Source organism: Candidatus Cryosericum septentrionale (assembly GCF_003570995.1).
Lineage (GTDB): Bacteria > Caldisericota > Caldisericia > Cryosericales > Cryosericaceae > Cryosericum > Cryosericum septentrionale.
The window spans coordinates 22,655-48,859 of the sequence record NZ_QXIY01000004.1; the positions used below are offsets into that span (position 1 = coordinate 22,655).

Annotated in this window: 27 protein-coding genes; 15 read left to right on the top strand and 12 right to left on the bottom strand. The window is 57.0% G+C overall.

The features are described from left to right. Positions 1–3: 3 nt before the first annotated feature. The 7 genes from tmk to SMC1_RS01640 form a co-directional block, all read right to left on the bottom strand. Positions 4–612 (bottom strand): dTMP kinase, encoded by a 609-nt coding sequence (gene tmk, locus SMC1_RS01610; protein WP_119085067.1) that lies wholly within the window; start codon positions 610–612, stop codon positions 4–6. Next, positions 612–2,144, bottom strand: coding sequence for a R3H domain-containing nucleic acid-binding protein (locus tag SMC1_RS01615; RefSeq protein ID WP_119085068.1), 1,533 nt, complete (start codon positions 2,142–2,144; stop codon positions 612–614). Before SMC1_RS01615 ends, tmk begins: the two co-directional genes overlap by 1 nt. Next, positions 2,108–2,791 (bottom strand): deoxynucleoside kinase, encoded by a 684-nt coding sequence (locus SMC1_RS01620; protein WP_119085069.1) that lies wholly within the window; start codon positions 2,789–2,791, stop codon positions 2,108–2,110. Before SMC1_RS01620 ends, SMC1_RS01615 begins: the two co-directional genes overlap by 37 nt. Beyond that, positions 2,788–4,317 carry a hypothetical protein gene (locus SMC1_RS01625; protein WP_119085070.1) on the bottom strand — a complete coding sequence of 510 codons (1,530 nt, stop codon included), beginning with the start codon at positions 4,315–4,317 and terminating at the stop codon, positions 2,788–2,790. Before SMC1_RS01625 ends, SMC1_RS01620 begins: the two co-directional genes overlap by 4 nt. 140 nt (positions 4,318–4,457) lie before the next feature. Continuing rightward, complete coding sequence (locus SMC1_RS01630; RefSeq protein WP_119085071.1) at positions 4,458–5,297, bottom strand: hypothetical protein; 840 nt, start codon at positions 5,295–5,297, stop codon at positions 4,458–4,460. A gap of 2 nt (positions 5,298–5,299) precedes the next feature. Continuing rightward, a complete protein-coding gene (locus tag SMC1_RS01635; RefSeq protein ID WP_119085072.1) occupies positions 5,300–6,898 on the bottom strand; it encodes a peptidylprolyl isomerase in 1,599 nt (532 codons plus the stop codon). A 78-nt stretch (positions 6,899–6,976) separates the two neighbouring features. Beyond that, positions 6,977–7,780: a biotin/lipoate A/B protein ligase family protein gene (locus SMC1_RS01640; RefSeq protein ID WP_119085073.1), complete on the bottom strand. Its 804-nt coding sequence runs from the start codon at positions 7,778–7,780 to the stop codon at positions 6,977–6,979. A 112-nt stretch (positions 7,781–7,892) separates the two neighbouring features. Here SMC1_RS01640 and SMC1_RS01645 point away from each other — a divergent pair, with 112 nt between their 5' ends. The 10 genes from SMC1_RS01645 (at position 7,893) to SMC1_RS01690 (ending at position 17,483) form a co-directional block, all read left to right on the top strand. Beyond that, the gene (locus tag SMC1_RS01645) at positions 7,893–8,633 is read left to right on the top strand and encodes a class I SAM-dependent DNA methyltransferase (RefSeq protein ID WP_119085074.1); all 741 of its coding nucleotides are present in this window, start codon (positions 7,893–7,895) and stop codon (positions 8,631–8,633) included. A 1-nt stretch (position 8,634) separates the two neighbouring features. Then, complete coding sequence (gene cdaA, locus SMC1_RS01650) at positions 8,635–9,549, top strand: diadenylate cyclase CdaA (protein ID WP_119085075.1); 915 nt, start codon at positions 8,635–8,637, stop codon at positions 9,547–9,549. Continuing rightward, positions 9,536–10,759 (top strand): YbbR-like domain-containing protein, encoded by a 1,224-nt coding sequence (locus SMC1_RS01655; protein ID WP_119085076.1) that lies wholly within the window; start codon positions 9,536–9,538, stop codon positions 10,757–10,759. The genes cdaA and SMC1_RS01655 overlap by 14 nt, the downstream gene beginning before the upstream one ends. A gap of 75 nt (positions 10,760–10,834) precedes the next feature. After that, positions 10,835–11,743, top strand: a complete 909-nt coding sequence (locus tag SMC1_RS01660) for a tRNA pseudouridine synthase B (RefSeq protein ID WP_119085077.1) — start codon at positions 10,835–10,837, stop codon at positions 11,741–11,743. Beyond that, a complete protein-coding gene (locus tag SMC1_RS01665) occupies positions 11,716–12,690 on the top strand; it encodes a bifunctional riboflavin kinase/FAD synthetase (RefSeq protein ID WP_119085078.1) in 975 nt (324 codons plus the stop codon). Before SMC1_RS01660 ends, SMC1_RS01665 begins: the two co-directional genes overlap by 28 nt. A gap of 131 nt (positions 12,691–12,821) precedes the next feature. Further along, entirely contained in the window at positions 12,822–13,088 is a 267-nt protein-coding gene (rpsO, locus tag SMC1_RS01670; protein WP_119085079.1) for a 30S ribosomal protein S15, read from the top strand. 6 nt (positions 13,089–13,094) lie between these two features. Then, positions 13,095–15,242, top strand: a complete 2,148-nt coding sequence (locus tag SMC1_RS01675) for a polyribonucleotide nucleotidyltransferase (protein ID WP_119085080.1) — start codon at positions 13,095–13,097, stop codon at positions 15,240–15,242. Next, entirely contained in the window at positions 15,205–16,482 is a 1,278-nt protein-coding gene (locus SMC1_RS01680; protein WP_165849124.1) for a M16 family metallopeptidase, read from the top strand. Before SMC1_RS01675 ends, SMC1_RS01680 begins: the two co-directional genes overlap by 38 nt. Continuing rightward, positions 16,463–16,918: a dUTP diphosphatase gene (dut, locus tag SMC1_RS01685; RefSeq protein ID WP_119085082.1), complete on the top strand. Its 456-nt coding sequence runs from the start codon at positions 16,463–16,465 to the stop codon at positions 16,916–16,918. The genes SMC1_RS01680 and dut overlap by 20 nt, the downstream gene beginning before the upstream one ends. 1 nt (position 16,919) lies before the next feature. Continuing rightward, a complete protein-coding gene (locus SMC1_RS01690) occupies positions 16,920–17,483 on the top strand; it encodes a uracil-DNA glycosylase (protein WP_207799265.1) in 564 nt (187 codons plus the stop codon). 237 nt (positions 17,484–17,720) lie between these two features. On the opposite strand, the gene SMC1_RS01695 is transcribed toward SMC1_RS01690, so the two are convergent. Together SMC1_RS01695 and ndk are read right to left on the bottom strand one after the other, a co-directional pair. Beyond that, on the bottom strand, positions 17,721–18,185 hold the full coding sequence (locus tag SMC1_RS01695; protein WP_119085084.1) for a MarR family winged helix-turn-helix transcriptional regulator: 465 nt from the start codon (positions 18,183–18,185) through the stop codon (positions 17,721–17,723). Continuing rightward, positions 18,186–18,695, bottom strand: a complete 510-nt coding sequence (ndk, locus tag SMC1_RS01700) for a nucleoside-diphosphate kinase (RefSeq protein WP_119085085.1) — start codon at positions 18,693–18,695, stop codon at positions 18,186–18,188. It abuts the gene before it with no gap. 83 nt (positions 18,696–18,778) lie between these two features. On the opposite strand from ndk, the gene SMC1_RS01705 reads away from it, so the two are divergent. Continuing rightward, a complete protein-coding gene (locus SMC1_RS01705; protein WP_119085086.1) occupies positions 18,779–19,786 on the top strand; it encodes a phospholipase D-like domain-containing protein in 1,008 nt (335 codons plus the stop codon). Between the two features lie 62 nt (positions 19,787–19,848). Here SMC1_RS01705 and SMC1_RS01710 read toward each other — a convergent pair whose 3' ends face one another. Continuing rightward, a complete protein-coding gene (locus SMC1_RS01710; RefSeq protein WP_119085087.1) occupies positions 19,849–21,054 on the bottom strand; it encodes an NAD(P)/FAD-dependent oxidoreductase in 1,206 nt (401 codons plus the stop codon). Between the two features lie 15 nt (positions 21,055–21,069). Further along, on the bottom strand, positions 21,070–21,228 hold the full coding sequence (locus SMC1_RS01715) for a rubredoxin (RefSeq protein ID WP_119085088.1): 159 nt from the start codon (positions 21,226–21,228) through the stop codon (positions 21,070–21,072). 178 nt (positions 21,229–21,406) lie between these two features. Here SMC1_RS01715 and iorA point away from each other — a divergent pair, with 178 nt between their 5' ends. Together iorA and SMC1_RS01725 are read left to right on the top strand one after the other, a co-directional pair. Then, a complete protein-coding gene (gene iorA / locus SMC1_RS01720; protein ID WP_119085089.1) occupies positions 21,407–23,281 on the top strand; it encodes an indolepyruvate ferredoxin oxidoreductase subunit alpha in 1,875 nt (624 codons plus the stop codon). Next, entirely contained in the window at positions 23,278–23,871 is a 594-nt protein-coding gene (locus tag SMC1_RS01725) for an indolepyruvate oxidoreductase subunit beta (RefSeq protein WP_165849125.1), read from the top strand. The genes iorA and SMC1_RS01725 overlap by 4 nt, the downstream gene beginning before the upstream one ends. 21 nt (positions 23,872–23,892) lie before the next feature. Here SMC1_RS01725 and SMC1_RS01730 read toward each other — a convergent pair whose 3' ends face one another. Then, positions 23,893–24,495: a histidine phosphatase family protein gene (locus SMC1_RS01730; protein ID WP_119085090.1), complete on the bottom strand. Its 603-nt coding sequence runs from the start codon at positions 24,493–24,495 to the stop codon at positions 23,893–23,895. A gap of 77 nt (positions 24,496–24,572) precedes the next feature. Between SMC1_RS01730 and scfA the strand changes: the two genes are divergently transcribed. Both scfA and scfB read left to right on the top strand, forming a co-directional pair. Continuing rightward, positions 24,573–24,740 (top strand): six-cysteine ranthipeptide SCIFF, encoded by a 168-nt coding sequence (gene scfA / locus SMC1_RS01735; RefSeq protein ID WP_119085091.1) that lies wholly within the window; start codon positions 24,573–24,575, stop codon positions 24,738–24,740. 3 nt (positions 24,741–24,743) lie between these two features. After that, positions 24,744–26,129 carry a thioether cross-link-forming SCIFF peptide maturase gene (gene scfB, locus SMC1_RS01740; protein WP_119085092.1) on the top strand — a complete coding sequence of 462 codons (1,386 nt, stop codon included), beginning with the start codon at positions 24,744–24,746 and terminating at the stop codon, positions 26,127–26,129. The last annotated feature ends 76 nt before the right edge of the window (positions 26,130–26,205 follow it).

Genomic DNA, 26,205 nt, shown 5'->3' on the forward strand with positions numbered 1-26,205 from the left:
CCTTTATTCCAGTCGTTTCAACACTGCCTTGAGCACGTCGCTGAAGACGTTATCCGCAGGACGAGCCGCGTCGATAATCACCCATCGTTCCGGCTGTCTCATGGCCATGTCCAGAAAGGCGCGGCGCACCACGTCGAGGAATGGGCCTCGTTGCTCGATCCGGTCGAGGTCGGTCTTCCGAGCCAGGGAAACGCGCGGATCGATATCCAGAAGCAGCGTCAGGTCAGGAACCAGGCCCGAGGTGACGATATCCATGAGTCGCTCGACTCGTTCTTTGCCGACGTTTCCCGCAACCCCCTGATAGGCGATAGATGAATCTGCAAATCTTTCGCCAATGACGATGTCGCCGCGTTCCAGTGCGGGATTGATGACCTCATCGATGTCCTGTCTGCGATCGGCCGCGAACAGCAACACTTCAGAGAACAGGGACAGGTTGAGTTCATCATGCACGAGGATCGTTCGGAGCTTACGTCCGAGCATTGTTCCTCCCGGCTCGAATGTGTGCGTGACAGGGAATAGTCGCTCCGTCAGCGCCCGCTTGAGCCGTTCAGCTTGCGTGCTCTTGCCGCATCCGTCGATCCCCTCGAAGGTAAGAAAGAAGGCGCGTCGCATCACACTGCTCCTGGTGGCCCTTGAGTCGGCTTCGTCGCCGGAGAGTACACGACAACGCGCCGGAATGGCTCGATGCCTTCGCTCTCACTGAACAGCCCAAGTCGTTCTGCCAGTCTGTGTTGCATCCGCCGCTCGAAGGCACCGGAATATGGCAGTTCACGCGAGGCCGAGGAGACGACGGCTTCGCGCATGAGATGAATCCAGGAAGCATACTGGTCCTTGTCCACGGACATCGAGTGGATGCGTCTGAGGAGGTCCTTGATGGCAGCCAGACTGTTCTTGCTGGTTGTATACAACGGCAATCCGAGTGCCTCGGCTCGTTCTACAAGAAATGGTTTCTTGGCTGCGACTGTGTCACTGAGCAGCACGATGTCTGCATCCTCCATCGTGCGCGCGACCCGTACGTCGGCATGCAGGCTGTGAGAAGCTCGCTCGATGTAGCTCTGGCTGACTCCCTGGATGTAGAGTCTGACGCTGGAATCCTGCGTCCATAGCTGCTCGGTGCCAGTTTGTGAAGTGGGAGCCTCTCCCTGATGAGGAGATTCGATCATAAACTCCTTGCCGGCCGTCCTCCTGCGTATCTCGGGTTGCACGTCGAAGCCGCGCAGGACTCTGTCGACGACGTCTGCCAGGTTGCGGTATACGGCCAGGACATCGCGTTCACGCAGTTCTACGAGGACGTCAAACGTGGGAGCAGACTTGCGTTCGAGAACGCTCTTCCGTGTCCCACGGCGCTGCGCTTCTTCATCACCCAGCGTAACCGTCTGGATACCTCCGAGCAAGTCGATGAGGGTCGGATTGGTGATAAGGTTGCCCAGATCGTTGCCATGCGCCGTTCCAATGAGCTCGACGCCGCGCTCAGCGATCGTCCGGCATGCCTGCGCCTCTTCGATGCGGCCGATTTCATCTATGACGATGACTTCCGGATTGTGGTTCTCCACGGCTTCAATCATGATGTCGTGCTGCTCTTTGTTGGGCGGTACCTGCATACGGCGAGAAGACCCGACGCCGCGATGGGGAACGTCACCATCCCCACCGATCTCGTTGCTGGTATCGACAATGATGACGCGTTTTTTCAGCGTATCGCTCATGTACCGGGAAGCCTCGCGCAGCAGCGTTGTCTTGCCTATGCCCGGTCGGCCCAGTATCAGGATGCTCGAGCCTTTCTTGACGAGGTCTTCAATGATCTCGATCTTGCCGTATAGGGCGCGCCCAACCCGGCACGTTAGCCCGACCACGTCGTTGTATCTGTTCCGGATGGCGGAAATGCGATGCAGCGTCTGTTCGATTCCGCCCCGGTTGTCACGGTCGAATTCTCCGACTTTCTGGACGATGAAGTCGATGTCCCCCTTCGTGACCGTGCTCTCGCTAAGGGGAACGAAGTCGAATTCGAACCGAGCTTCAGGGACACGTCCGAGGTCCAGCACGACCTCGACGAGCTCGTCGAATCGGTCGAGCCCCTCGAGTGCCTCCTGCAGAGGTTCGGGGAAGATGCTCAGGAATGCCTGGGTATCGTAGTCGTGTACTGCCATGTCAGTCCTTTCTGCAGAAGCGCTTCAGCAATACGATCGGTGACCCTCTCATACTCACCGAAGAGGCTGAACAGATCAAGATCGTCTGTATCGATGGCAATCAGGGGGGCGCGCAAAAACGAGCTTGCCCATCCATTATAGCGTTCGTTGAGTTTCCGAAGGTAAGAAGAGGGCAGGGACTTCTCGAACGAACGTCCCCGCGACTGTATGCGTCGCGAGAGTGTTCTTGTGGATGCACGGAGATAGACAACGAGGTCGGGTACCGGGAGGTTCTCCAGCAGGTACTCGTACAGTTGCAGGTAGATCTGGTATTCGACGCGCGAGAGCGCTGTACGCGCGAATATCTCTGCGTCTTCATACAGGGTGCGGTCCACGATCTTGGTATGATCCAGGGCACCGGCTTCCTTGAAGAGCCTCACTCGTTGCGTGAGGAAGAAGAGTTGTGACTGTATTCCCCATCGCTTGGGATCATCGTAGTAGAGCTTGAGGAAAGGGTTCTGTTTGACTGGCTCAGGGAGCAGAGTGAGCCCCCACTTGTCGGCAAGATGACGGGTCAGGGTAGACTTTCCTACGCCGATGTTGCCGGCGATGGCAAGGAACAGGGGACGGTCGCCGCCGGCCGTCGTGGGCTGAAACTCACCGCTCATGAATTCTTGAGCTGAGCCGGGTCGAACGTACCCTGCTCGAAGATATTCTGGTAGAACGAGGCCCAGGAGACTTTCTTGTTGCTGGTCCGGGAGATTCTGCGCATTTCGCGGAAGTGAGCGCGGAACATGAACCGGGCGAGAGAAACTCCAAAGTCGAATGTGGCGATCGATGAGAACGACGATGCAAGATCAGGAGGCAACGGGACGCGTTCCTGGAGGAATGAGCGGGCATCATGATGGGACAGCCTGTTTTGCAGGATCTCGATATCGAGAGCAGCTGCCGCGTCCTCGATGAGGAGCTGGAGCGTTGTAAGCAGACTATTCTGCGGCGTCAGCATGCCGTCGAGATTGGCGATGTTCTGCAGTTCGAACAGCGAAAGTGCCGTGATGAATACCTCTCGCTGAATGTGAAATGCCAGACATGGGTCCCAGCTGCTGATTGCGGTCTGGATGTAGGCCTTACCAGGGAAGTAAGTCATCATGAGAGCGATCTCGGGCGAAAGCCAGCGACGGGAAGACGCCATCGGACAGACGGTCTGTCGGTGGTCGAGCGAGGCACCCTTCAGGGCAACCGCCTCTGGATCATCATAGGCCGGGCGAGTCGCGGACTCGTCTCCTAACACGGGTACGGACTTGAGTCTGTAACCAGGGAAAAACGAGTGGAGGCGGGGATAATCCTTGTTCATCCAATCATCGATGGTTGCTTGATCCAGGCGCCGCGCGAGAGAAGCCCGGAGAACGTCATTGACAACCTCGTCGGTGCTTCTGGAGGCATCAAGCTGGGCAGCGGTCTCGCTCAATTGACGCTTCAACGCCTCTGTCTCATGTTCCAGATGCTCCTGTGCTTCTTTCGTGCTTACCTCTTCGAGTGAAGGCAGCAGGACAGAGAGTATTGGGTCCCGGGTGGAATCGCCCGTACTGGTGGAGTGAACCAGCCGTGGGTCCAGTCTATTCATGTACTGGCGTGCCTTGAGGATGCGCTCTGCAATAACCTGCTTGTCATCGAAGCGGCTGGTCCTGTCTTCCGCGAAGAGGAGATATTGGTCAATGATGTGCATTTCCTCAAGAGCCAATTCTTGGTGAGAACCTGAACGCAGTTGGATTTGTTCTGCAGGCGCGGTCGGGGGTGTCGACAGTTCCTCGAGCCGGCGAACGAGAGCCTTCCCACGGACGTATGTGGGGATCTCCGTCATATACAGCAACTGGTAGAGGCCCCGCCGGGTGTTGCGTAGCTGCCAGAGAGTGTCCCCGAAATACCCGGCCCCAATCAGGAGGGACAAGCTGTCCATGTAGGGCCGAAGGAGGAGCGCTGAGCGGTGCTCGCTGTTGCTGAGCTTTCCTTGTTCGAGTTTTGCAAGCACTTCACGTTTGTCGTCGAGAAACCGCTGCATCTGCGCAGCGTTTGCTGCCGAGAAGTCTCCCAGATGATAGAGGTATCTCTGTGTGCCTGCGCTGAGCGCATCCACGGGAAGGAAGTAGCTGGTTTCATCCTGGATGTCTTGAAGCAGTTCGTTGTACTTGGTCAATGCGGGCAGAGTCTGAGGACTGTTCTGGCGGGCGTCCGCTCTGGAGCGTCTGCTGCGAGGCGGACGGTTTGTTTTCGGGCTAGTGTTCCTGGGGTTCTCCGGGGCGGCCAAACCAGCCGGAGTCTCTCTTCGTGGGCGTGTCACGAGCCTGTGTCGACCTTCAGTATCTCAAGTGAATCCGGGACCTGGATGTCAAACATGATGTCCCACCACCTCATGAACTGCTTGTAGCGTGTATCACCACTCACAAGACTGTTCTCCTTCTTGAGAAGCTGTGCCCGATTTTCAAGGATCAGCTGGAACTTCTTGTTCGCCAGAGCATCTTTTGCAAGCCTTGCGCTTGCCTGCTCGAAGGTGAGCTGGTGTCCCGCCGTGTCCGTATAGTTCCAGCCCCATGTAGCGAAGTACTCGTGCACTTTAGCTGACGACACTGTGGCATCCTTCGTCAGGCTCTCTTCATAGGCTTTGGACGTGGCCCAGAGCTGGATGTACGAGCGCATATCCGGGGACCGCAGTCTTGCGGTCTCGGTCGTGTCGTCAGGTGAGGCGTGGTTGTTCACGTAGGCCTCGACGGCAGTGTCGATGGCCGATGGACTCACGACGATTCCCAGTCGTAGAGCTTCGTCGGACTGAGCGTGCATGACAATGAGTCGTTGAATGGCTTCTGTCTTCAACCCCGCAGCAAGATACTGCGTCTTTGGGTCTGAGGGGTCTCCGAGATCCACTCGTGCGTTGTAGTGGTCACTGGTCTCGTCGAATGGCAGGTCCACAATCATTGCCGAGACATGTTCCTCAGTAACTGGTTTGCCATTGACATAAAAGGCGACGTTGCGTGAACCTGCTACCGGGACGGCAACGATTGCTACCACAAGGGCGACCAGAAGAAGCGATGCCACAATGATGAAGGCCGTCAGGCGCGTCCGAGGGCGCGCCTGGACTGTGGGCTTTCTGGACGAATCGATGCCGTCTTTCGCAAGCATGACTATTGCGCTGATGGAGTGCTTGGCGTTGCTGCGGGAGTCGTCGTTGTTCCCTTGCCGGTAGCTTTAACGATCCACTGCCCGATTGTTCCGAGCACCTTGCCGATACCATGGCTATACCATCGGGTGATACGCGACCACTGACCCTCGCGGACGGGGAATTGTACCTTGAGTTTGGTCACCAGTGCAGTTTTTGCATCCGCCTTGCGCTCGTCTTCCAGTGCGGTCTTGACCTTATCATGCGTAGCCTTGTCACTCAGGTTTGCCTTCACGAGTGGTTTTCGGCCCAGAAGCTGGATGATCTCATAGGAAGAACCATCGACGAAGGGTTTTGAGTACTGGCCGGTTTTCAGACCGTTGAGGGCGTTGAAGCGGGTCTCATCGCCCACGCTCGAGAAATAGTCCAGGATTCCTCCCGTCTTGGCGTCGGCATCCGTGGAGTACTTCGTGATCGCCGTCTTGAACGACAAGCCCTTCTGGAGCTCTGCATACACCTTGTTTGCAAGGGTCTCGGCAGCCTTTGCTCCAGCTGTCTGGTCTCCGGTACCGAAGCCCAGGACGATGTGTGCGGCTTTCACCGTCTCCGCCGTATCGTAGATTGTGCTGACAGGTTCTTGTCCGATCTTGTGAATGATATGGAAGCCAAACTCGGTCTGGATGGGTCCGACGATGTCGCCCGTCTTGGCGGCAAAGGCGGCAGTCTCGAATTCTTTGACCATCTGCCCTTTGGTGAAGAAGCCCAGTGTCTCGTAGGTAGCATATCCTGCGGTCTTCTTGTTGAGCTCGGCCGCCTTCTCCTGTGCGTACTTGGCGAAATCGAATGTGGCATTTTCAGCCTTTTGTTTCACGACCTCGTCATAGATGGCTTGAGCGACCTTCTTTTTCGCAGCAATTGTCGAAGAAGAGTCATTGTCAGCGTCTATCGTGATGAGAAGATGATCGGCGTTAACACGTCCCTGAGAGCCGAAGTAGGTCTTGATATCCGCGTCCGAGACGGTGACGCCGGCATTGATCTCGGCAGTCACCGCGTCAGCAAGTTGCTGCCGTTCGACAAATGGCTGAATCTGAGTGCGCAGGGTGGCTTTGAACTTGTCCATCGAGCCATATTGGGCTATGACTGCGTCATTGAATCCCTGAGTGTCCGTTCCAAACTGCTGCTGTGACTGCGCGACGGCATTCTCAACTTCTGTGTCGAGAGCAGTCTTCAGCTTGGCCTGGTCGATCGTCATGTTCTTGGATTTGGCATATTGGATGAACAGCTCCTGCTCGATCGAGCTGTCTATAGCGTCTTTGCGAACGGACTTGAGCGTGCTGGCATTCTCTGCAGTCGTCAGATCCATTCCGTACTGCTTATACATATCTATATAATTCTGGACGCGCGCCGTGATATCGGACTGGAGGATTTTCCCGGCGCCGACCTGATATGCTATCGTTCCGGTAGCGCTCTTGATTGCAAAGAAGGAGCCCCATGTGGCGAGCGCTACGATGAGTACGAGGGCAATGACTCGCATGACAACGGGAAACCGATCCTTGTGATACGCCCCCGGCTTCTCGACGAGTCCCGCCTTGCGTTCCTGTCTGATCCTGCTTTCTTTTCCCATCCTGTCACTCCTCGGTCGAGTCTGCCTCTGTGGACAGACGACTCAGATAATAATCATAAAACTATACCATGATTCCTCTCATCTTAAAGCGTTCCAGTCTTCTCTGCCGTATTTCCGAGCGACAATGCCGGCGGCGTTGAGTACCTCTCGCTGAGTAAGAGAATCGGCAAGGAGATGGACGCCTTTGGCAGCCGAGAAGGCTGCAACGAGTGTATCTGCCATTTCGCGGAATGAGACGGCTCGGTGAGCCTCGTCGCTGACGCTGGTCATAAGACGAGCGGCCCGCCGCGCGGCATCGTGCACGTTTGGCTGAGACGTCCGGACTACGGCAAAGAGCTTTTCCAGGTCATTCTTCAGGACGACTGAGCCGTGCTGGAGGAACCCGTCCCGCGTTCGCATCTGTGCCGAGCCGACAAGCTTCCTTTGACAAGCAACGATGTCGGTGGTCCCCGGTGCGGTGAAGCACGATGCGGACACAAAGCCGGTGGAGCCATGTGGAGCAAGTGTGGCTGATACTCCAACAGCCAGGAGAGCCGCGACAATCGGCCCGCATATCCACTCATATGACGCCTCCAGCCCCAGAGCATAGAGAGGATCCGACTGTGGTATCGACACCGAGTAGGTGACTTCCATGTCGTGGAGCACCACTCTGCCTCCCGTAGGGCGTCGGACCCACGCAACATGTCTCCTGTCCATTTCGGTGAAGTCCAGAGCCTCTGAAGCTCGCTGAGCGAAGCCAAGCGATGCGGTGGCAGGTGTCCACCCATAGAAACGGAGAACTGGAACGCCCGACCTGCAGGCAGTGTCAAACAGTGCCTCGTCTGTGGCCATGTTCTCGTATGGAGTGCCGATGCCGGACATGATGCATCGCCAAGTTCTCATGCCAACATGCTATGGGTATGGGCGCCACTGTCAAGGAAGAGCTGAGTGAAGACAAGTCCAAGAGCTGCTTTCGTGTTGCATTTTGGCCCTGATGTCTTAGTATTTATGGCACATGATGATCACAGACTGGACACAGGAGTACTTTGACGATACATACAGGCGCCTCTTTCTGGACACGGTAGAACCGGCCAGAACAAGGTACCAGGTGCAGCAGCTCCTGAGGCTGTGCGCAGTACTCCCTGGAGCCGCTGTTCTCGATGTTGGATGTGGTGTTGGGCGACATAGCATCGAGCTTGCGAGACTTGGGTTCAGGGTAACGGGCGTGGACATGAATGCAGACTACATCGCTGCGTGTCGCGAGCGTACTGCGCAGCTGGGCTTGAAAGCGGAGTTCTATGCAATGGACAGTCGTGTCATGAAGCTTCACGTGAGAGCAGATCTGTCCATCTCTCTCTGGAGCTCATTCGGCTACTATGGTGAGATCGGTGACCTGCAGATACTTCAGAGAGTCTCGGAGCACACGAGGCGGGGCGGGCATGTAGTCGTAGACGTCGAGAACCGTGACTACATCGTGAAGCACTTCGTACCCGAAGAATGGCATGAAAATGAGCAGGGGCTTGTCTGTGAGAAGCGTCGATTCGATGCGGTGGATGGCACTGTCTCCACGAGACGCGTTGTCCTGAGCGGGGGAGAGCGTTGCGAGTACCGTCGCGTGCTGCGTATGTATACTGTGGCTGAGCTGGCAGCGCTGTTTGAGGCAGCGGGACTGCGGCCCGAACGCTGGTGCGGTGACTATGATGGATCACGGTTTGGACCTGAGTCCAAACGCATGATCGCTATTGCTGAGAGGTGATATGGTTTTCCTGCAGAGGTTTTTTGCTGACCTGTTCGTGAATCTTACGCTAGGACGAGGCATTTCTATCGTCATGGACGTCGCTCTGACATCCCTGCTCTTCTACGCCGTCCTGAGGCTCATCTCGAACACGCGTGCACTGCAGTTGGCTCAGGGTCTCGTGATCTATTATCTGCTCGTGTTCGGAGTCGAGTGGCTCAGTCTCAAGGTTGGGCTGCTGGCTCTCAACAGCGTATTCAGCTGGTTGCGCAGTTTCTCGACGTCGTTCCTTCCGCTGCTACTTGTCATGGTTTTCCAGCCAGAACTGCGGCGGATGCTCGGTCGACTTGGCAGCAGCAAGCTGGTGTCATCTGACACGCACACCCAGTTTACGGACGTCCACGATTGGGAAGAGTCCGTTGACGAGATTGTGAAGAGTGTCAAGTACCTGTCGATGAACCGGATCGGCGCGCTCATCTGCCTGCAGAGACAAACGGGTCTCGAAGACTATGTCGAGACCGGAGTCCGGCTTGACGCTCTGGTGAGAGCCGAAACACTGTCCACGCTTTTCTACCCCAACAGCGCGCTTCATGATGGTGGCGTCATCATAGCAAGCAATCGTGTCCTTGCCGCGAGGTGCCTGTTTCCGTTGACTGCAAGCGCAGACCTGGAACGAGGACTTGGAACAAGGCACCGTGCTGCCATCGGCATTACGGAAGAGACTGACTCCATTGTTGTCGTCGTATCCGAGCAGACAGGGGTCATTTCTCTTGCAGTACACGGCAAATTGACACGCTATCTGAGCCCACTTGAGCTCAGAGGAATGCTGCTGGTCATGACAAAGCCCATAGCCAGCGAGCACAGGTTCAACTTGACCGGATTCTTCCGTAAACGGAAGCCCAACGAACAACAGGGAGGTGGAGATGGCCAAGCGTAATATCGGCGCTATGTTGTTTAACTCCAAGATCATCTCTGTGCTCCTGGCCGTTCTGCTCTGGGTCTACGTCGTTGGTATCCGGGGTCCTGACACGACGAAATCCGTCGAGGCCCAGTTGATGGCTGTGAACGTACCTCAGGGCTACGTCCTGGCAGGGACGCTCCCCACGGTCACCGTGACACTGCGTGGTCCCATGAATACGCTGTGGAACATCACGGGTGGCTATGTAACGCCGACCGTCGACTTGGGGGGAAGAACCGAGGGATCCTTCATTACATCGGTTCAAGCTCAGGTCGTTGGGCTTACTGGCGTGACAGTAGAGACCGTTGCTCCCAACGAAGTCAATGTCCAGCTCGAGCGTCTTGAGACGATCACCGTCCCTGTCCACGCAGAGGTGAGCGGCACCCTGCCCCTGAGTCTGGTCCTCGGGACCCTGCGGATTGAGCCGGGGTCCATCGAGGTGTCGGGGCCCGGTTCGCTCGTGAGCCAAGTGAAGGATGCAGCGCTGGTCGTTGCACTGGACAAACTGGGAGCGACCACAAGCGGCAATCTCACGATTGCTGGGGACGTCGTTGCCTATGATGCCAGGGGTAATGTCGTTGAGGGCGTGCTGTTGTCTCCTCGATCGGCAGTTGCCATTCTGCCGATTCTTGATGCTGCAACCGTGAAGACGGTGCCGGTCATTCCGACTGTCATCGGGCATCCGATGAGTGGGTACGCCGTGGCGAGCGGCTCATGCACCCCGGCAATTGTCATGGTCACAGGAACGGCAGCGGTGCTCAGTCGGGTTCAGGCGGTTTCGACGATTGCGGTTGATGTCTCAGGTGAGTCGGGATCTCTCACGAAACAAGTCAACTTGGTCCTTCCGCCGGGAGTCTCGCTTTTGGGTGGAAGCAAGACCGTGTCATGTCATGTCGTTATCGAGCAGGTTGTCGTTCTTGCCATCCCGGACGTGCCGATCGAGGTTCGAGGAGCTGGATCGGGGTGGCAGGTGTCCCTTGGTACAACGTCCGCATCGGTCCTCATCAGCGGGACGAATTCCGTCGTCATGGCTCTCAAGTCTTCCCAGATCACGGCATATGTCGACGTCAGCCAGCCTCCACTGACCGATGGTAGCTATGCAGTCTCAGTGGACGGGCTGACACAGGGAGTTGTTTCTGCTATGGTGACGCCGTCTTCGGTTGATGCTGTTGTGCAGAAGGGACCGTAGCGGACGCATGGCTGCTGTGGTGAATCCAATCTGGGGCACAACAGGCATCCATGCTCGCGACTTGGTGTCCGGCCTGTGAGTACCTCACATCCCGAAGGCTTCTTTGCACTGTTCAAACCCAGCGGCCTGAGCAGTGCTGGCGCTCTGCGCGTGGTCAAGGGGATTCTGAGCGCGGACAAGGCTGGCTTTCTGGGAACGCTGGATGTGCCGGCAATGGGAGTGCTTCCTGTTGCTGTTGGCTCTGCAACGAAGCTCATCTCCTTTCTTCCGCCGAGCGAAAAGGAGTATGTCGGCGAGCTCGTTCTAGGGATCACCACGATCACCGACGACATGGAGGGAGAAGTCATCGAGCGCAGGGGTGCCACGGGTCTCGAGGATGCAGTCGTGAAGAAAGCTATTGAAAGCGTGACAGGACAGACGGAGCAGGTTCCCCCGCACGTTTCAGCCAAGCAGCAGGATGGCGTACGAGGATACAAGGCAATGCGAGGCCAGGGCCGCCTCATCGATTTTGCTCCGGTCCCAGTAGCAGTGCGGCGGTTGAGTGTGCTTCAGGAGCGGCAGGACGCTGACCTTCGTCGTATCGTATTTCGCATGACGGTGACCCCGGGCTTCTATGTGCGTGGGTTCTGCCGGGATGTGGGAGCTATCCTGGGATGCGGTGGATGTATGGGGCGACTCCTGCGTACGGGAGCTCACGGGTTTGGCGTCAGTGACACACTGTCACTGGCAACGCTGCGGCGCAGGGTGCAGGCGGGTGACCTGTCGTTTCTCACGTGGGGCGAGACAGACGTAGGTCTTCTGGCGACACTGCCACAGATTTTTCTTGACGATGTGCAGTGGAGCGCATTTGGGCATGGGCTGGCCGTGGACTGCGACATGAGGGAGGGAACCACCGCCATGGTGAAGCGTCCCGATGGTCGACTGGGCGGTGTGGCGGCGGGCAGAGCCGGGAGGGCATGGCCGCTGAAAGTGTTCAGCGAGTGAGCAGCATCTACCTGTCGTCTTCGGAGTTTCCGGGGATCGCCTCTGTTGTCGCCGTAGGGGCCTTCGACGGTTTTCACGTCGGTCACCAGCGGATTGTCCGGGAACTTGTCGATTGTGGTCACAAGGCATCTCTTGCCACTGTTATCTATACCTTCCGACGGAACCCGAAACTAACGACTCGGGGTATCCAGGGTCTCCTGACGACGAACAGCGAGCGTGTTGAATTTGCTGAGAAGACCGGGGTCGACTCCATTGTCCTCGAGGATTTCTCAGCTCGTTTCCAGGGACTGCCTGCTGAGGTCTTCGTAAGTGAGATCCTTATCAGTCGCCTGAATGCATGTGTTGTTGTCGTAGGTCAGGACTTCCATTTCGGTAAGGGCCGCGCCGGCGACGCGGAGATGATGTCCCGAATCCTCGACAACGCGGGGCGCAGACTCATCATCGTTGCTCCAGTGATGGTCGACGGGGAACCGTGCTCCAGCTCGATTATCCGCACGTCCATTGCGGAGGGTGACATGGAACGCGCAGCAAGGCTCCTCGGGCGTTCCTACTCCATTGAGGGGGTCATCGTCACCGGAAACCAGATAGGAGGGCGCCTTGGTTTCCCGACAGCAAATGTTGAGGTCCCCGATCCGGTGAAATTGCTCCCCGGCAATGGTGTGTATGCGGTGCGAGCTGTGGTAGATGGAGCGATTGTGAATGGCGTCTGCAACATCGGCGTTCGTCCGACGATCGTTGCCGCATCGAGGCGAGTCGTCGAAGTACATCTGCTCGACTTTGACCGGCAAGTATATGGCCATCTGGTGTCTGTACAGTTTGCGGCCCGCCTTCGCGGGGAGGTGCATTTTGCCTCGCCGGCCGCGCTCGTGAAACAGATTTCGCGCGATGTACTCAGGGCGCGTGTCATTCTTGGGTCTGTCGGCGGCCGCCAGGGAATGACAAAGTGAAGCCTTTTGTTGACCGGTTTTCCTTTACTTGTTCCGTGTTTCTGGTACAATTCTAGTACATTTCTCCCGCACTTGGTCCCTCGTTCCGGCTGGACGTGAGACTGGGTCATGGGACACCTTGGAGGTACAACATGCTTACAGCCGAAGAGAAGTCAAAGATTATCGGTGAGTTCAAACTCAGTGAAGACGATACCGGCTCGTTTGAAGTTCAGGTTGCGATGCTATCGAAGCGCATTCTTGCGCTTACAGAGCATCTCCAGAGCCATCGGAAGGATTTCAGTTCCAAGCGTGGGCTCTACAAGCTGGTCGGAGAGCGCCGGAGACTCCTCAGCAGTCTGAGACGCGTCGACGAGGACCGTTACGCTTCATTGATCAAGCGGCTGGGAATCCGCAAGTAGGAGCCAATGTTGCAGAATGATGAGATAAAGACCGTTCGCGGTAGTATTGCAGGCAAGCCTGTCACGTATGAAACTGGACGGCTGGCCAAACAGGCCGGTGGAGCTGTTCTGGCTACAATGGGGGGCACTGTCGTGCTCGCCGCAGCCACTGTCAGCAACACCACAAAGGAAGGGATTGATTTCTTCCCGTTGACCGTTGACTATTTTGAGAAAATGTATGCAGCCGGGAAGATCCCGGGTGGATTCTACAAGAGAGAAGGACGTCCCAGCGAGCGTGAGATTCTTCGTTCGCGGCTCATCGACCGGTCGATCCGCCCTCTGTTCCCCAAGCACTTCCGTCGGGAAGTGCAGGTCATTGTCTACGTGCTGTCTGCCGATGGAGAGAATTTACCTGACGTGTTGGCCATCAATGCGGTATCGGCGGCGCTTCTTATCAGCAATGCCCCGTTCGGTGACGCAGTCGCCGCAGTGAGGGTCGGAAAGATCAATGGCGAACTTGTTTTCAACCCTTCCTCTTCTGCGATAGACGAGAGTATGCTCGATCTTATCGTGTCTGGCACGGCTAATGGCATTCTCATGGTCGAATCCGGGGCTCGCGAGATTAGTGAGGCAGAGATGGTCGAGGCCTTGGTACTGGCACAGGAACCGATCAAAAAGACGTGCCGCATGGAGGAAGAACTTCGCGTTCAGGCTGGCAAGGAGAAGATTGTTGTCCCCGAGCTGGAGTTTGATGCAGCTATCCAGAGCGAAGCTCGTTCCATGATCGAGGAGCGCCTTCCTCTGGTGCTCAAGGACAAGGAGAAGCTGAAGAAGGAGAAGATCCTCGATGAGTTCAAGGGCGAACTCGCCACCGAACTGCTGGCGAAGTACCCTGAAAGTGGGCTGGCCATCGGCGAGGTTCTTGACGCAGAGATCAAGCATTTCATCCGGCATCGTGTCGTGACTGAAGGCGTACGTATCGATGGTCGCGCTCCTGAAGAGATTCGGCCAATCGGGGTCGATGTTGGTGTTCTTCCAATGAGCCATGGCTCGGGATTGTTTTCCCGAGGTCAGACGCAGGTCCTTTCGATTGTCACCCTCGGAGGAAAGAAAGAGGGTCAGTTGGTCGAGAGCCTCGAGGAAGAGGTTACCAAGCATTACATGCACTACTACAACTTCCCTCCCTTCTCGGTGGGCGAGACCCGTCCCATGCGTGGACCTGGACGTCGCGAGATTGGCCACGGCGCTCTGGGAGAGAGGGCGCTGCTCCCCGTCATTCCGGATGAGAGCGAGTTCCCATACTCGATTCGCGTTGTCTCTGAGGTGCTTGAGTCCAACGGTTCGACGTCACAGGCTTCCATTTGTGGCAGTACATTGGCCCTTATGGATGCTGGAGTGCCGATCACGGCGCCGGTTGCCGGTATCGCGATGGGTCTGATGAAAGAGGGCGACAAGAGTGTCATCCTGACCGATATCCAGGGAGCCGAGGACGCCAATGGCGACATGGACTTCAAGGTCGCGGGCACTGCGAAGGGCATCACGGCATTGCAGATGGACATCAAGATTCACAGCGTCGACAGCGACCTGCTGTCCGCGGCCCTGGATCATGCCCGCACTGCGCGTCTCTTCATTCTGGACAAGATGCTGTCGGTTCTTCCTGCCCCTCGGAGCGAAGTCAATCCGCTGGCTCCACGCATCTTCACGATGCACATTCCCGGAGACAAGATCGGCGCTCTCATCGGCCCCGGTGGCAAGGTCATCAAGAAGATCATTGCCGACACCGGGTGTGACATCGATATCGAGGACGATGGCTCAGTGTTTGTGACTGCACCAGACGGAGCCAAGGGTCAGATTGCTATGGATGCGATCAACGCGATTACCGAGGATATCGTTGTGGGCAAGGTCTACATGGGCAAGGTCACCGAGTTGCGCGACTTTGGCGCTTTCGTCGAAATCGCACCCGGCAAGTCTGGCCTGCTGCATGTCTCACAGATATCGGACTCTTATGTCAAGGACATCCATTCTGTGCTCAAGGTCGGCGAACAGATTCTCGTAAAGACTCTGCCTCTCAAGGACGATGGCAAGATTTCTCTGACCCGTAAGGGCCTGGCTGCTGGGAATGCCGACAAGGCTTCCCATGAGTCTGACGATGACCACCACCATGGTGATCAATAGCGGAGAGCGCAAACCGGAAGTCATAACACTCAGCAATGGCATTCGCGTCGTTTTTGACGTTGACAAAGGGCACCCGACCGCAGCGGTCGGGGCCCTTATTGCTAGTGGCTCCCGGTTTGAGGATGAACATACGCGTGGGTTGAGTCACTTCATGGAGCATATCCTGTTCAAAGGCACAGAGCATCGAAGCTCACTCGAGATTTCGTCAGCTATCGAGAATGTGGGCGGTAAACTGAACGCATTCACCGATACCCAGTACACGATGTTCTATATGCGTGTCCCGGCAATCCACACGTCTGTCGCTCTCGATGTGCTGTCCGACATACTCCTGTATCCTTTGTTCGACCTTGGTGCCATCGAGCTTGAGCGCAGAGTCATCGAACAGGAGATCTACTCATTTGAGGACAGTCCCGATGACGTCGTCACGGATGAGCTTCTGAAGGGGGTCTACGGAAGCGACCCTGTTGCGTCGAATCCGCTGGGAACCGTAGAGTCAGTGCGTTCGTTCAGGCGGAGCGACTTTGTCGACTATTTCCATAGGCATTTTGTTGCCCCCGACATCGTTCTTTCGCTTGCGGGAGACATCGATGTCGACGCATCGGCACGTTTCCTCGAAGATTCCTTTGGGCGGCTTGCGAAGGGACCAGGCAGGGCCGAGTGGGGAATCCCTGTCCGGGCTGCTGTCTGCAGAGAGACAGAGCGCCCCACGGAACAGGTATATATGGCGATGGCGCTCCCCGGCTTCGCTCAGTATTCGAAGCAGGGGTCCATTCTGAATCTCGTCTCCAGTATCTTCGGGGGCAACATGTCGAGTCGCCTGTTCCAGAGGGCTCGCGAGAAGGAAGCTCTTGTCTACAGCATTGGTTCTTTTCCCGTGAGTTTCAGCAATACTGGATTGCTGGGCGTCTCGGCCGAAAGCTCCCCCGAGAACGCTTCGCGTGTCCAGCAGGTCATCCGCGAGGAGATCGAGAACATGCGGCAGGACAAGATCAGCATGGTTGAGCTTCAGCATGCCAAGGAGACTGTTCTCGGCGGATTTCTGCTTTCGCTGGAATCCTTCTTCCGTCGCATGCATCGAAACGCTTCCGAGCTCTACATGAAAGACCGGATACGGACGGTCGCGGACGTCACGGAACAGGTCAACTCGATCACGCTCGGCGAAGCATTGGGCGTTATCGATGACGTTTTTGACACCTCCCAGCTGGCAGTGTCGATTGTTCATGGACCCGAAAAGCACTGACTTGCGTGTAGGTGTTCGCAGGCTGGTTTCACGCGCAGGACAGCTGACACGCGCAACGTCAGGGTCGTCAGGCTATGATCTTGCAAGTGCAGAAGACGGGGAGCTGATTATCCTGCCTGGCGCCGTTGCACTCGTGCGGACGGGGTTGGCACTTGAGTTGCCTCCTGGCCTCGAAGGGCAGGTTCGCAGTCGTTCCGGCCTGGCAGCCAGAAGCGGCGTGTTTGTCCTCAATTCGCCAGGCACCATCGACAGCGACTACCGTGGCGAAGTGAAGGTTGTACTGGCAAACTTTGGCGATGCCCCCTTTTCGGTGTTCCCGGGAGATCGCATCGCGCAGTTAGTGTTCATGGAGGTTCCGAATGTTTGCCTTGTGGCCGTCGACGAAATGGCGCCGACCGAGAGGGGGGCCGGTGGCTTTGGGTCCTCAGGGAGCTGACTTGAAAGAGACTCTCCTGGCTTCAATTGCCGAGGAGGTCGTGTCCTGTCAGAACTGCAAGCTAGGGGCCACCCGGACGAAGGCTGTCCCGGGCGTCGGATCAGCCCATGCCCATATCTGTTTTGTGGGTGAAGGTCCGGGGCGTGAGGAGGACTTGTCGGGGGTCCCATTCGTCGGTCAGGCGGGACGTTTGCTGGACAGGATGCTGATAGCCGAGGGACTGAGCCGCAGAGACTGCTACATATGCAATATCGTGAAGTGCAGGCCCCCGAACAACCGACTGCCGGAGCCTTCTGAGGTGGCTGCCTGCTCACTCTATCTGTATGCGCAGTTGGCCATCGTGGAGCCGGAGGTCATCTGCCTCCTTGGCAATACGGCGCTGCGCTTCTTCTTTGGAGAGCAATACTCCATCGGGCAGGTGCGCGGCACGATTCTGGTCAAGGATGAACAGCGTTTCATGCCAACGTATCACCCAGCGGCTGCTCTAAGGAATCCTCAGTATGTGCAGGTCATCCAGAGCGACCTGCGAAAACTTGCTGCCTTGATTCAGCGCACCAGGGACTAGGTTCGGACTGACTTCAGAGAGGAAGGCTGCCAATCGTAGACTGGAAGCAAGTTCCTGCGGCTCTCCAGACCATCAGGTATGGTTCAGTCGTTTGAGGCAGCTGCTCGCTCAGTCTCCGAGAACGTCGCTCAGCGACTGTTGGTCCACAGTATCGCAAACCCCCGGCTCTAAGGTCGGGGGTTTGCCTTTGTCTGTTTGAGAAGGTTCAACCAGATCCGGGGGATGGTGGAGGCAGTATTACTTGCACAACTCTACGAACTCGGTCAGCATGGCCACAAGGCAGTCGGCTGCCCCAGGTTGCATAGTCTTTGTAACCTCCTGTACACTCTGGATACGCTGTCGGATGACTTTCCGAATGATCGAGGCTCCCTGCTTCGTGCACTTCAGGACGACCTGCCTCTTATCCAGTACGTTCTGTGTCTTAGTGACATAGGCGAGTTCGACGAGGCGATCGACCATCTCTGAGACCGTGGACGCAGCGAGGCCCGTAAGGTGTGAGAGGTCTTTGACGTTGACGGCCTCACCAAAGTAGACAAGCTGGAGTACCTGAAACTGGGGCAGCGTGATTTTCACGCTCGACAGTGCATCGCGCCCCTTCTTCTTGATCCAGTATGAGATGTCGCGTAGTAGGGATTCTAGTTCTGTAGCCGTCTCCCTCATGGTTTCCGTACCCCTCTCTGGTTGATTTTTGATTCTAGGCATCTATTCGCGTCCAGTGCCGAGAGTTGCATGAGAGTCCCCAAAGACAAGCGCCAACTCTCGTTCTGCATCACTTGAGGATGCGGACGCATGTACTACATTTTCGGTCAATTGAGTTGAGAAGTCTCCTCGAATCGTCCCGGGCAGTCGGTCTTCGGGTCGGGTTGCCCCGATCGTTGTTCGAACAAGCGCTATTGCGTTGGGCGACTCGACTTGAAGGGCAACGACGGGGCCGGATGTCATGAACGAAAGCAGGGCGGGAAAGTAGTCACGGCCATCGTGTTCAGCATAGAAGGTCCGCGCGAATGCATCGTCCATGCGAAACATCCGCATGTTCGAGATCACAAGGCCCTTTTGCTCGACGCGCGCTATGATCAAACCGATGAGACTGCGGCCTACGCCGTCTGGTTTCACCATCAGGAGTGTTCGCTCGCTAGTCACTTCGGTTTCCTCCAGGAAGAGCTGTTCGTGCAGGGTTGAGAGTGGAATTGCTTCGCTTCCAATTGTAGCCATTTCTCGCTGCTGCGCAACGTTTTTCTGACATGGTAAACAAACGCCTCACTTGCCAGGCGCTGCCGGCCTGATATCATCTAAGGATGCCAGGAAAAAGGATTCAGTGGTTTACTGTACTTATCGCAGCGCTGCTGGCGGCCGCATTGGGGCTCGGCTGGATGGGCTTGCGAGGCGCTGCGCCCGCGTCCGCTATTCCGGTCGTACCCCTGGGGGCTCAGGCCCTTTGTGTCGTGACACCCAGTGAACAGGCGCGGAGTCTTGTCGTAGATGACATTCTGAACGCACAGAAGTCGGTTCTGGTGGAGTGTTATCTGATCTCCGACCCTGCGATTGTCCAGGCGTTGCAGTCTGCCAGGCTGCACGGATGCGATGTGCGAGTCCTCATGGAGGAGGCGCCGTTCGGGGGGTTCTCCATGAACCAAACAGTTCGCAACGAACTGAGAAGCGCCGGCATCGACGCCAACTGGGGCAACAGGGTCTACTCGTTTACTCACGCCAAGTATGTGGTCATCGACGATATCGTTGCCTGGATCATGACGGCTAATCTCAGTAAGAGCGCCTTCGACAAGAACCGCGAAATCCTTGTCAGGACTTGCAGCCAGAGCGTGGTGGCAGATCTTGAGCGCATTTTCTGGGCAGATCGACGGCGAAATCCCTGTGCGGCTGGGTCGCTTGTCGTCAGCCCCGTGAACGCTCGGCAACGTCTTCTTGGTATGCTGAGAGGGTCGTGCCACAGCGTGGACATTGCAAGCGAGGTACTCGATGACCAGGAGACGTGCAAGCTCTTGCGGGATCTCGCCGGGCGGGGTGTCACAGTGCGTGTTCTGGTTGCAACACCGGAGAGCATTGCCGTCAATGCTGTGACAAGATCGGAGATGGAAGGGACAGGTGTTACCGTCCGGTACCTTGATACTCCCTATCTTCACGCGAAGTACATCGTGGTGGACACGCACCTGGCGTATGTCGGGTCGCATAATCTCAGCGCCGGCTCACTCGATGAGAACCGTGAAGTTGGAGTCGTGACGGACGACAGCATGGTTATCTCGACTCTCGAGGCGACCTTCTCGGGCGATTGGGACTCAGGGAGATAGAGAAGTGCCCCGCAGTGGTGCGGGGCGCGTGAGGTCATTGGTTGCTCAGTCGTGGGCCAATGCTAGATGCCGGCGAAATCCCAGTCAAGATCAGTCAGTCGGTCCTGAAACGCCATAAGATCCGCGTGCGATCTTAGTGCCTGTTGTAGCTGGCGCACTCCGTTCGTTGTTCCGTAGAGGATAACGCCGACGATGATGCCATTCTCGAGGACAACCTTGCGATAGGTCTGTCGCCCTTGCGCCTGGATCACTTGGACATGCTGCTCCTGGGTCGGATTGATGTTGCCCATGCTTAGAACGTCGATTCCGCAAGTCTTGAGCGAACTCGACATAATACTTCCCTCGTACGTAGCCGTGCCGGGTGAAACCATGTTCTGAGCTGCAACCCTGGCTTGTTCCAGGCAGGGAGGGATAATGCCGTAGACACGTCCGCGGTGCTCGACGACGTCGCCGGCGGCATAGACGTCAGGTGCAGACGTTTGCATCGAATCATCCACCTGAACGCCTCGTCCTATTGCGATATCTGCTTCCCGAGCGATGCTGACGTTGGGACGGACTCCGGTTGAGAACAGGACGAACTCTCCTTGTGCGAGGCGACCGTCCTTGAGGAGGACGCCTGCTGCGCCATGTCCTCCCGAAACAATCTGCTGAGACTCGGCGCCGAGCAGAGGTGTGACGCCTAACCCTTGGAGGTGTTCCACGAGCATTTCCGCTGAGCGTTCGTCGAGCTGGTTGGGCAACAGCCGGCCGGCGAACTCGATGACGGATGCTCTCATTCCTCGCTCTGCCAAAGCCCTCGCTGCTTCAAGGCCCAGCAGGCCTCCGCCCACGACGACCACGGTGGCACCTGGAACGATGCGCCCCAGCAAAGCATCTGCATCATCGAGTGTTCTGAGGGTGAAGACATCGATCTGGTCTGCGCCGGGCAGGGGCGGCACAAAGGGTGATGCTCCGTTCGCCAGCAACAGCCTGTCGTAGGGAAGCACAGTACCGTCGTCGAGCGTCGCTTCATGCTCTATGGCGTGCACGTGTATGATGCGGCGTCCACTGATGAGAGTTATCCTGTTTTCGCCATACCAACTTGGCCCGTGCACAATAAGCTGGTCTTTGGACTTGCGGCCGGCCAGGTACTCGATCAAGTCAGGGCGAGGATAATATGCAACAGGCTCGGCGTCGACGACCGTGATCTCCGACGATGGCTCAAGCTTTCGCAGGTGCTGTGCCGCGGTTGTGCCGGCAGTCCAGCCTCCTGCAATAAGGTACTTCATTGTGACCGTTGGCCGTCAGGCTTTCTCAAAAAGGTCCTTGGCGGCACCGCAGTTTGGGCAGACCCAGCTCTCGGGGAGATCCTCAAACTTGACGCCGGGGTTGATTTCCTGCGTGCTGTCACCGATAGCAGGGTCGTAGACGTATCCACACACAGTGCAAATCCACTTCTCCATGACAGTTCCTCCTTGTGTCGAGCGGTTGGGAAGAGGAAAACTCTTCTGTATACGCAGTGTACGGTGAAAGGCCCTTTCCTGCAAGTCAGCAAGCCACACACGGTGCAGCAGCTCTTTGACAGCCGCAGCGGACGCGCTACTCTGTAAAAACAGCGTCTGAAAAAGGTCAGGAGGTGACATGAAGTATCAAGCGTTAGTTGACGGTAGGGTAGGGGATCATGAGCTGCTGCTTGGCAACGAAGCTGCAGTCCGTGGTGCTCTGGAAGCCGGTATCGGTGTAGCGGCCAGCTATCCTGGGACCCCGTCGTCAGAGATCGGGGACGTGTTCAGCGTCGTGGCGAAAGCCTCAGGAGTGTACTTCGAGTACTCTGCGAACGAGAAGGTAGCCCTTGAGGTCGCAGCAGCCTCAGCAGCAAGTGGTGTCCGGTCCTTCACGTTTATGAAGCACGTTGGGCTGAACGTTGCCTCGGATTCCTTCATGACGACGGCATACATAGGAACCAGGGCGGGGTTCGTCGTGCTTTCCGCGGACGATCCATCGACGCACTCGTCACAGAATGAACAGGACAACAGATACTACGCGCGCCTCGCGAACGTGCCCATGCTGGAACCCTCGAGTCCTCAGGAAACCAAGGACTACATGGTAGAGGCCTACAGCATTTCGGAGAAACTGGAGCTGCCGGTTATGTTCCGAACGACTACCCGTGTGGCTCATATGCGCGGTGACGTCGTTTTCGGCGACCGGAGGCCCGTCGTGAGGCGCGGGGTCTTTGAGAAGGACCCTGCAAGGTTTGTACCGGTGCCCGCCAACTCCTCAAAAATGCATGTCAAGTTGCTGGGTAAACTCGCCGAGGCTCGACATCTCAGCGAAACCTCTTCGCTGAACCGCGTCGTTGATGTGGGTGTGGGGGGACGGGTGGGGATCGTTACCGTGGGCACCACCTTCAACTACGTCGTTGACGCCCTGGAGGAACTCGGACTTTCTGCTCGAGTGTTCAAGATAGGTTTCTCCTATCCGTTGCCGCTCGACAGGATCCGAGAGTTTGCCGCGGGCGTCCACGAGCTGCTTGTCCTCGAAGAGCTCGAGCCTCTCATGGAAAATGACATCAAGGCCGATTTCTTGTCGCATGGTACCAGGACGCCGGTATGTGGCAAGGAGGAACTTCTCGTGCCGCGCGTGCACGAACTCAATGTTGATGTTGTGGCAAAGGCTTTGGCCAATCACTTTGGCGTACCATTGCATGTGCCTGCTGGGGGCAAGGCGCAGCTCTGGTCGTCGCCCCTTCCATCACGGCCGCCGGTCCTGTGTCCCGGGTGCCCTCATCGCGGATCGTACCTTGCTGTGCGTCGAGCTATACGCGAACTGGGAATCCCGGAACCTGTTTTCGCCTCCGACATCGGCTGTTACACGCTCGGTATGACGGCTCCATTCAGCGCAGCGGACTATCTCCTGTCCATGGGATCGAGCGTGGGGACTGCGGGCGGCTTCGACGTGGCAACTGACCAGAAGGTCTTCTCGTTTATCGGTGACAGCACATTCTTCCACGCCGGGCTGTCCGCTCTTGCAAGCGCCATTCACAACAAGCATCGGTTTGTCCTGACGGTCCTGGACAACCGGACGACCGCGATGACGGGACATCAGCCCAATCCGTCCATGCTGACGGATGCCGTGGGCGATCCGGCACCAGCTATCAGTATCGAAGCGGTGGCAAAGGCAATGGGTGTTCCATTCGTGAAGGTCATCAACCCATACAGGGTGGCCGAGGCTACCGAGGCCTACAAGGAAGCCGCCCAGGTGGATGGCGTCGCCGTCATCGTATCTAAACAGGTTTGCAGCCTCCTCCTGGACCGTGCGAAGCGTGCGAAGGGGATCTGGCAGACGTTTCAGGTCGACCGCAGCGTCTGTACGGGCTGCCTGGCATGCGTACGCGAAGTCGCTTGCCCTGCCATCTTTGTGTCCGAAGGAAAAGCGGAGATCAACCAGGAACTGTGCGACGGATGCGGCGTGTGCTCGCAGGTGTGTCCAGTGCATGCGATCGGGGTGAAGAAATGAGTCCACTGAATGTGTTTTTTGCCGGAGTCGGAGGTCAAGGGATTATCACTGGGGCCAGTATTATCGCACGGGCTGCCATTGCGGCTGGCGTGGATGCTGTCATGAGTGAGGTTCACGGCATGGCACAGCGAGGTGGCTCGGTCGTGTGTGAGCTTCGATTGGGAGGGGTACACAGCGCGATGATCCCGGAGGGCGAGGCAGACCTCATTATCGGGTTCGAGCCGGTCGAGACGGTCCGGTCACTCATAAAGGCCAACCATCATACCGTTGTCATTACCGAGGTGCGCCCGATCATTCCAGTGAGTGTCTCGCTGGGAGGTATAGCTTACCCTGCGGTGGAGGATCTGCTGGCGTATCTTCGCTCGCAGGTTGCAGCGGTCTACGCTGTACCTGCCGCTGCTATGGCCGAGGAAATCGGGTTGCCCCAGGCCGCAAACGTTGTCTTGCTTGGAGCGGCCATGGGAACCAGCCTGATTCCTCTGGAGCTTGGGACAATCCGAGATACGCTATCTCATACCGTGCCAGCAAAGGCCTTGGAGGCCAACTTCCTGGCACTGCAGGGGGGATTCGAGTTGACTCGGAAGGCTTAGAACAACTGCGAGGGAATCGAGCTAGGCGAGGTGGCAGGTCGAGTCGATGACTCTGGCCTGCCACTTGCTGGTCTCGGCTTCGAAGACCGAAATGCAGGCGTTTGGTTGGGTGAGGCTGCTATAGCTGCTGAGGGGAAGGTCCAGCAGAACGGACATGAGGACACGGTTGAACCCTCCGTGAGCGACAACGAGCACTAGGTCCCCGGAACCGGATTCGACTATCGAACGCACCTTTTCGGCGCGGCGACCCACATCAGCCAGGGACTCGCCGCCATCTGGCCGGGCTTCCAGCGACTTGAGTTCCCATGCCGCCAACGTTGCCGGGTACATGGCCCCTATTTCGTCCCACGTATGTCCTTCCCAGCCTCCGAACTCGATCTCCCGCAGCTCGGGCATGACGATGGGTGAGATGCCTAAGTTGACACCCACGGGTTCCGCGATGGCACGGGCCCGAGTCAGTGGACTCGTGAAGATCGTATCAAATCGAAGAGCTGAGAGAAATGCCACAGTCTTCGCTGTCTGGGCGAGGCCGTCGAGGGACAACGGCGTATCACGACTGCCCTGCACTTTGCCTTCCAGATTCCAGGTTGTTTCGGCGTGACGTACGAGATAGATGGTTTTCATGCTGAACCTCTTGACTTATCGCTGCTTATCGTGGATATTATGTGGACAAAATCTTGGTTTGAGAAGGGAGCAACACTGTGAAGTTCATCAAGGTGGTAGCAACAAAGACCATTGACGTCGACGACAAGCTTGCGAAGGCCTGTCGTGAGTGCCAGACTCCCTGCAAGTCCGCTTGCAAGACGTCCTCGACCGTAGGCAATCAGGTCTGCGAAACCAGGAAGAAGCCCGAGCGGTTCATCTGGTAGTTCGTGGCGCTCTCCTGCATTCTACCCGCCTCGACCCATCTCTTCGAGAGAGGCGGTTTTTTTGTGCTCCTGGACGTTCCATCAGGGTCGATCTTCTCGCTTGACGAGCGAGTGTACCAATATCTTCAGGTGGTTCTCGCAGACTCTTCGATGAAGGGCGAGTCGGTCCAACGGCTGACAGGTCTGGACGCGCAGACAATCACCGAAATCGAAGGTGAACTCGAGCAGCTTGTTGCTGCAGGGTGTCTGTTCACGCAGGCAACACAGCCCACGGAGGACGGATCGGTGTTGACGCTGAAGTCGCTGTGCCTCAACGTCGCGCATGAGTGCAACTTTTCATGCGCATATTGTTTCGCTCATGGGGGTGACTACCATGGCGATATGACGTTGATGACACGGGAAGTTGCCCGTGCAGGAATCGATTTCCTCGTGCGCGAGAGCGGTGTCCACCACAACGTCGAGGTCGACTTCTTCGGTGGTGAGCCGCTCATGAATTGGGACGTTGTCGTTGACACCATGGCGTACGCGCGGTCAGGATATCCACTGAAGAAGTGGCGGTTCACGCTGACGACCAACGGCTCATTGCTTCGGGACGACATGTTCCCGGTGCTCGAGGCGAATGACGTGTCTGTTGTCCTCAGCCTGGACGGCGGCCGGAGGGCCAACGACGCCAACCGTGTCTTCAAGGACGGGCGTGGCACGTTCGATACCATTATTGAACGGATACGGCACTTCACGCGGACGCGCGATGAAGGTGGCTACTTTGTGCGGGGAACATATGCACGCAACACCTTGGCATTTGCCGAGAACGTTCGAGAGCTCCATAGCCTGGGATTCAAGTACATCTCGATGGAACCTGTCGTACTTTCCGCAGACTCGGCTCTTGCCCTTCAGACAAGCGACCTGCCGGCAATTCGTACCCAATATGAGGAACTCATTGCGTACTTCCTGAGTGAACTGGGCTCAGGTGCGGGGTTTGACTTCTTTCACTTCAAGCTGGATCTCGAAGCAGGGCCATGTCTCAGCAAGCGCATCTATGGATGTGGCGCTGGTGTCGAATACATGGCTGTTGCTCCGAATGGGGACGTGTTCCCCTGCCATCAGTTTGACGGCGTTCAGGAGTACAGGATGGGTAATGTCCTCGTGAGCCGGGCTCTGGGCCGCCCTGAACTGGTGGCAGAGTTCGTTCACGCCAACTTTCTGTTTGCCAAAGAGGAGTGTGGTAGCTGCTGGGCGCGTTTCTACTGTAGCGGCGGGTGCCTTGCCAACAACTACGCGACCACTGGTAGCCTCCTGAAGCCGTACGCGCTCGGATGCGCTGTCCAGAAGGAGCGGATCGAGGCTGCACTGGCGGTGAAAGCGGCGGAGTCTCCAGAGAACAAACCATGACTAGTACGTGAGTTGACAGCTTGAGGGAAGACCCGTTGCCGCCCGGTGCGCAGAGCATTGTGGCGGCGATGGCTTT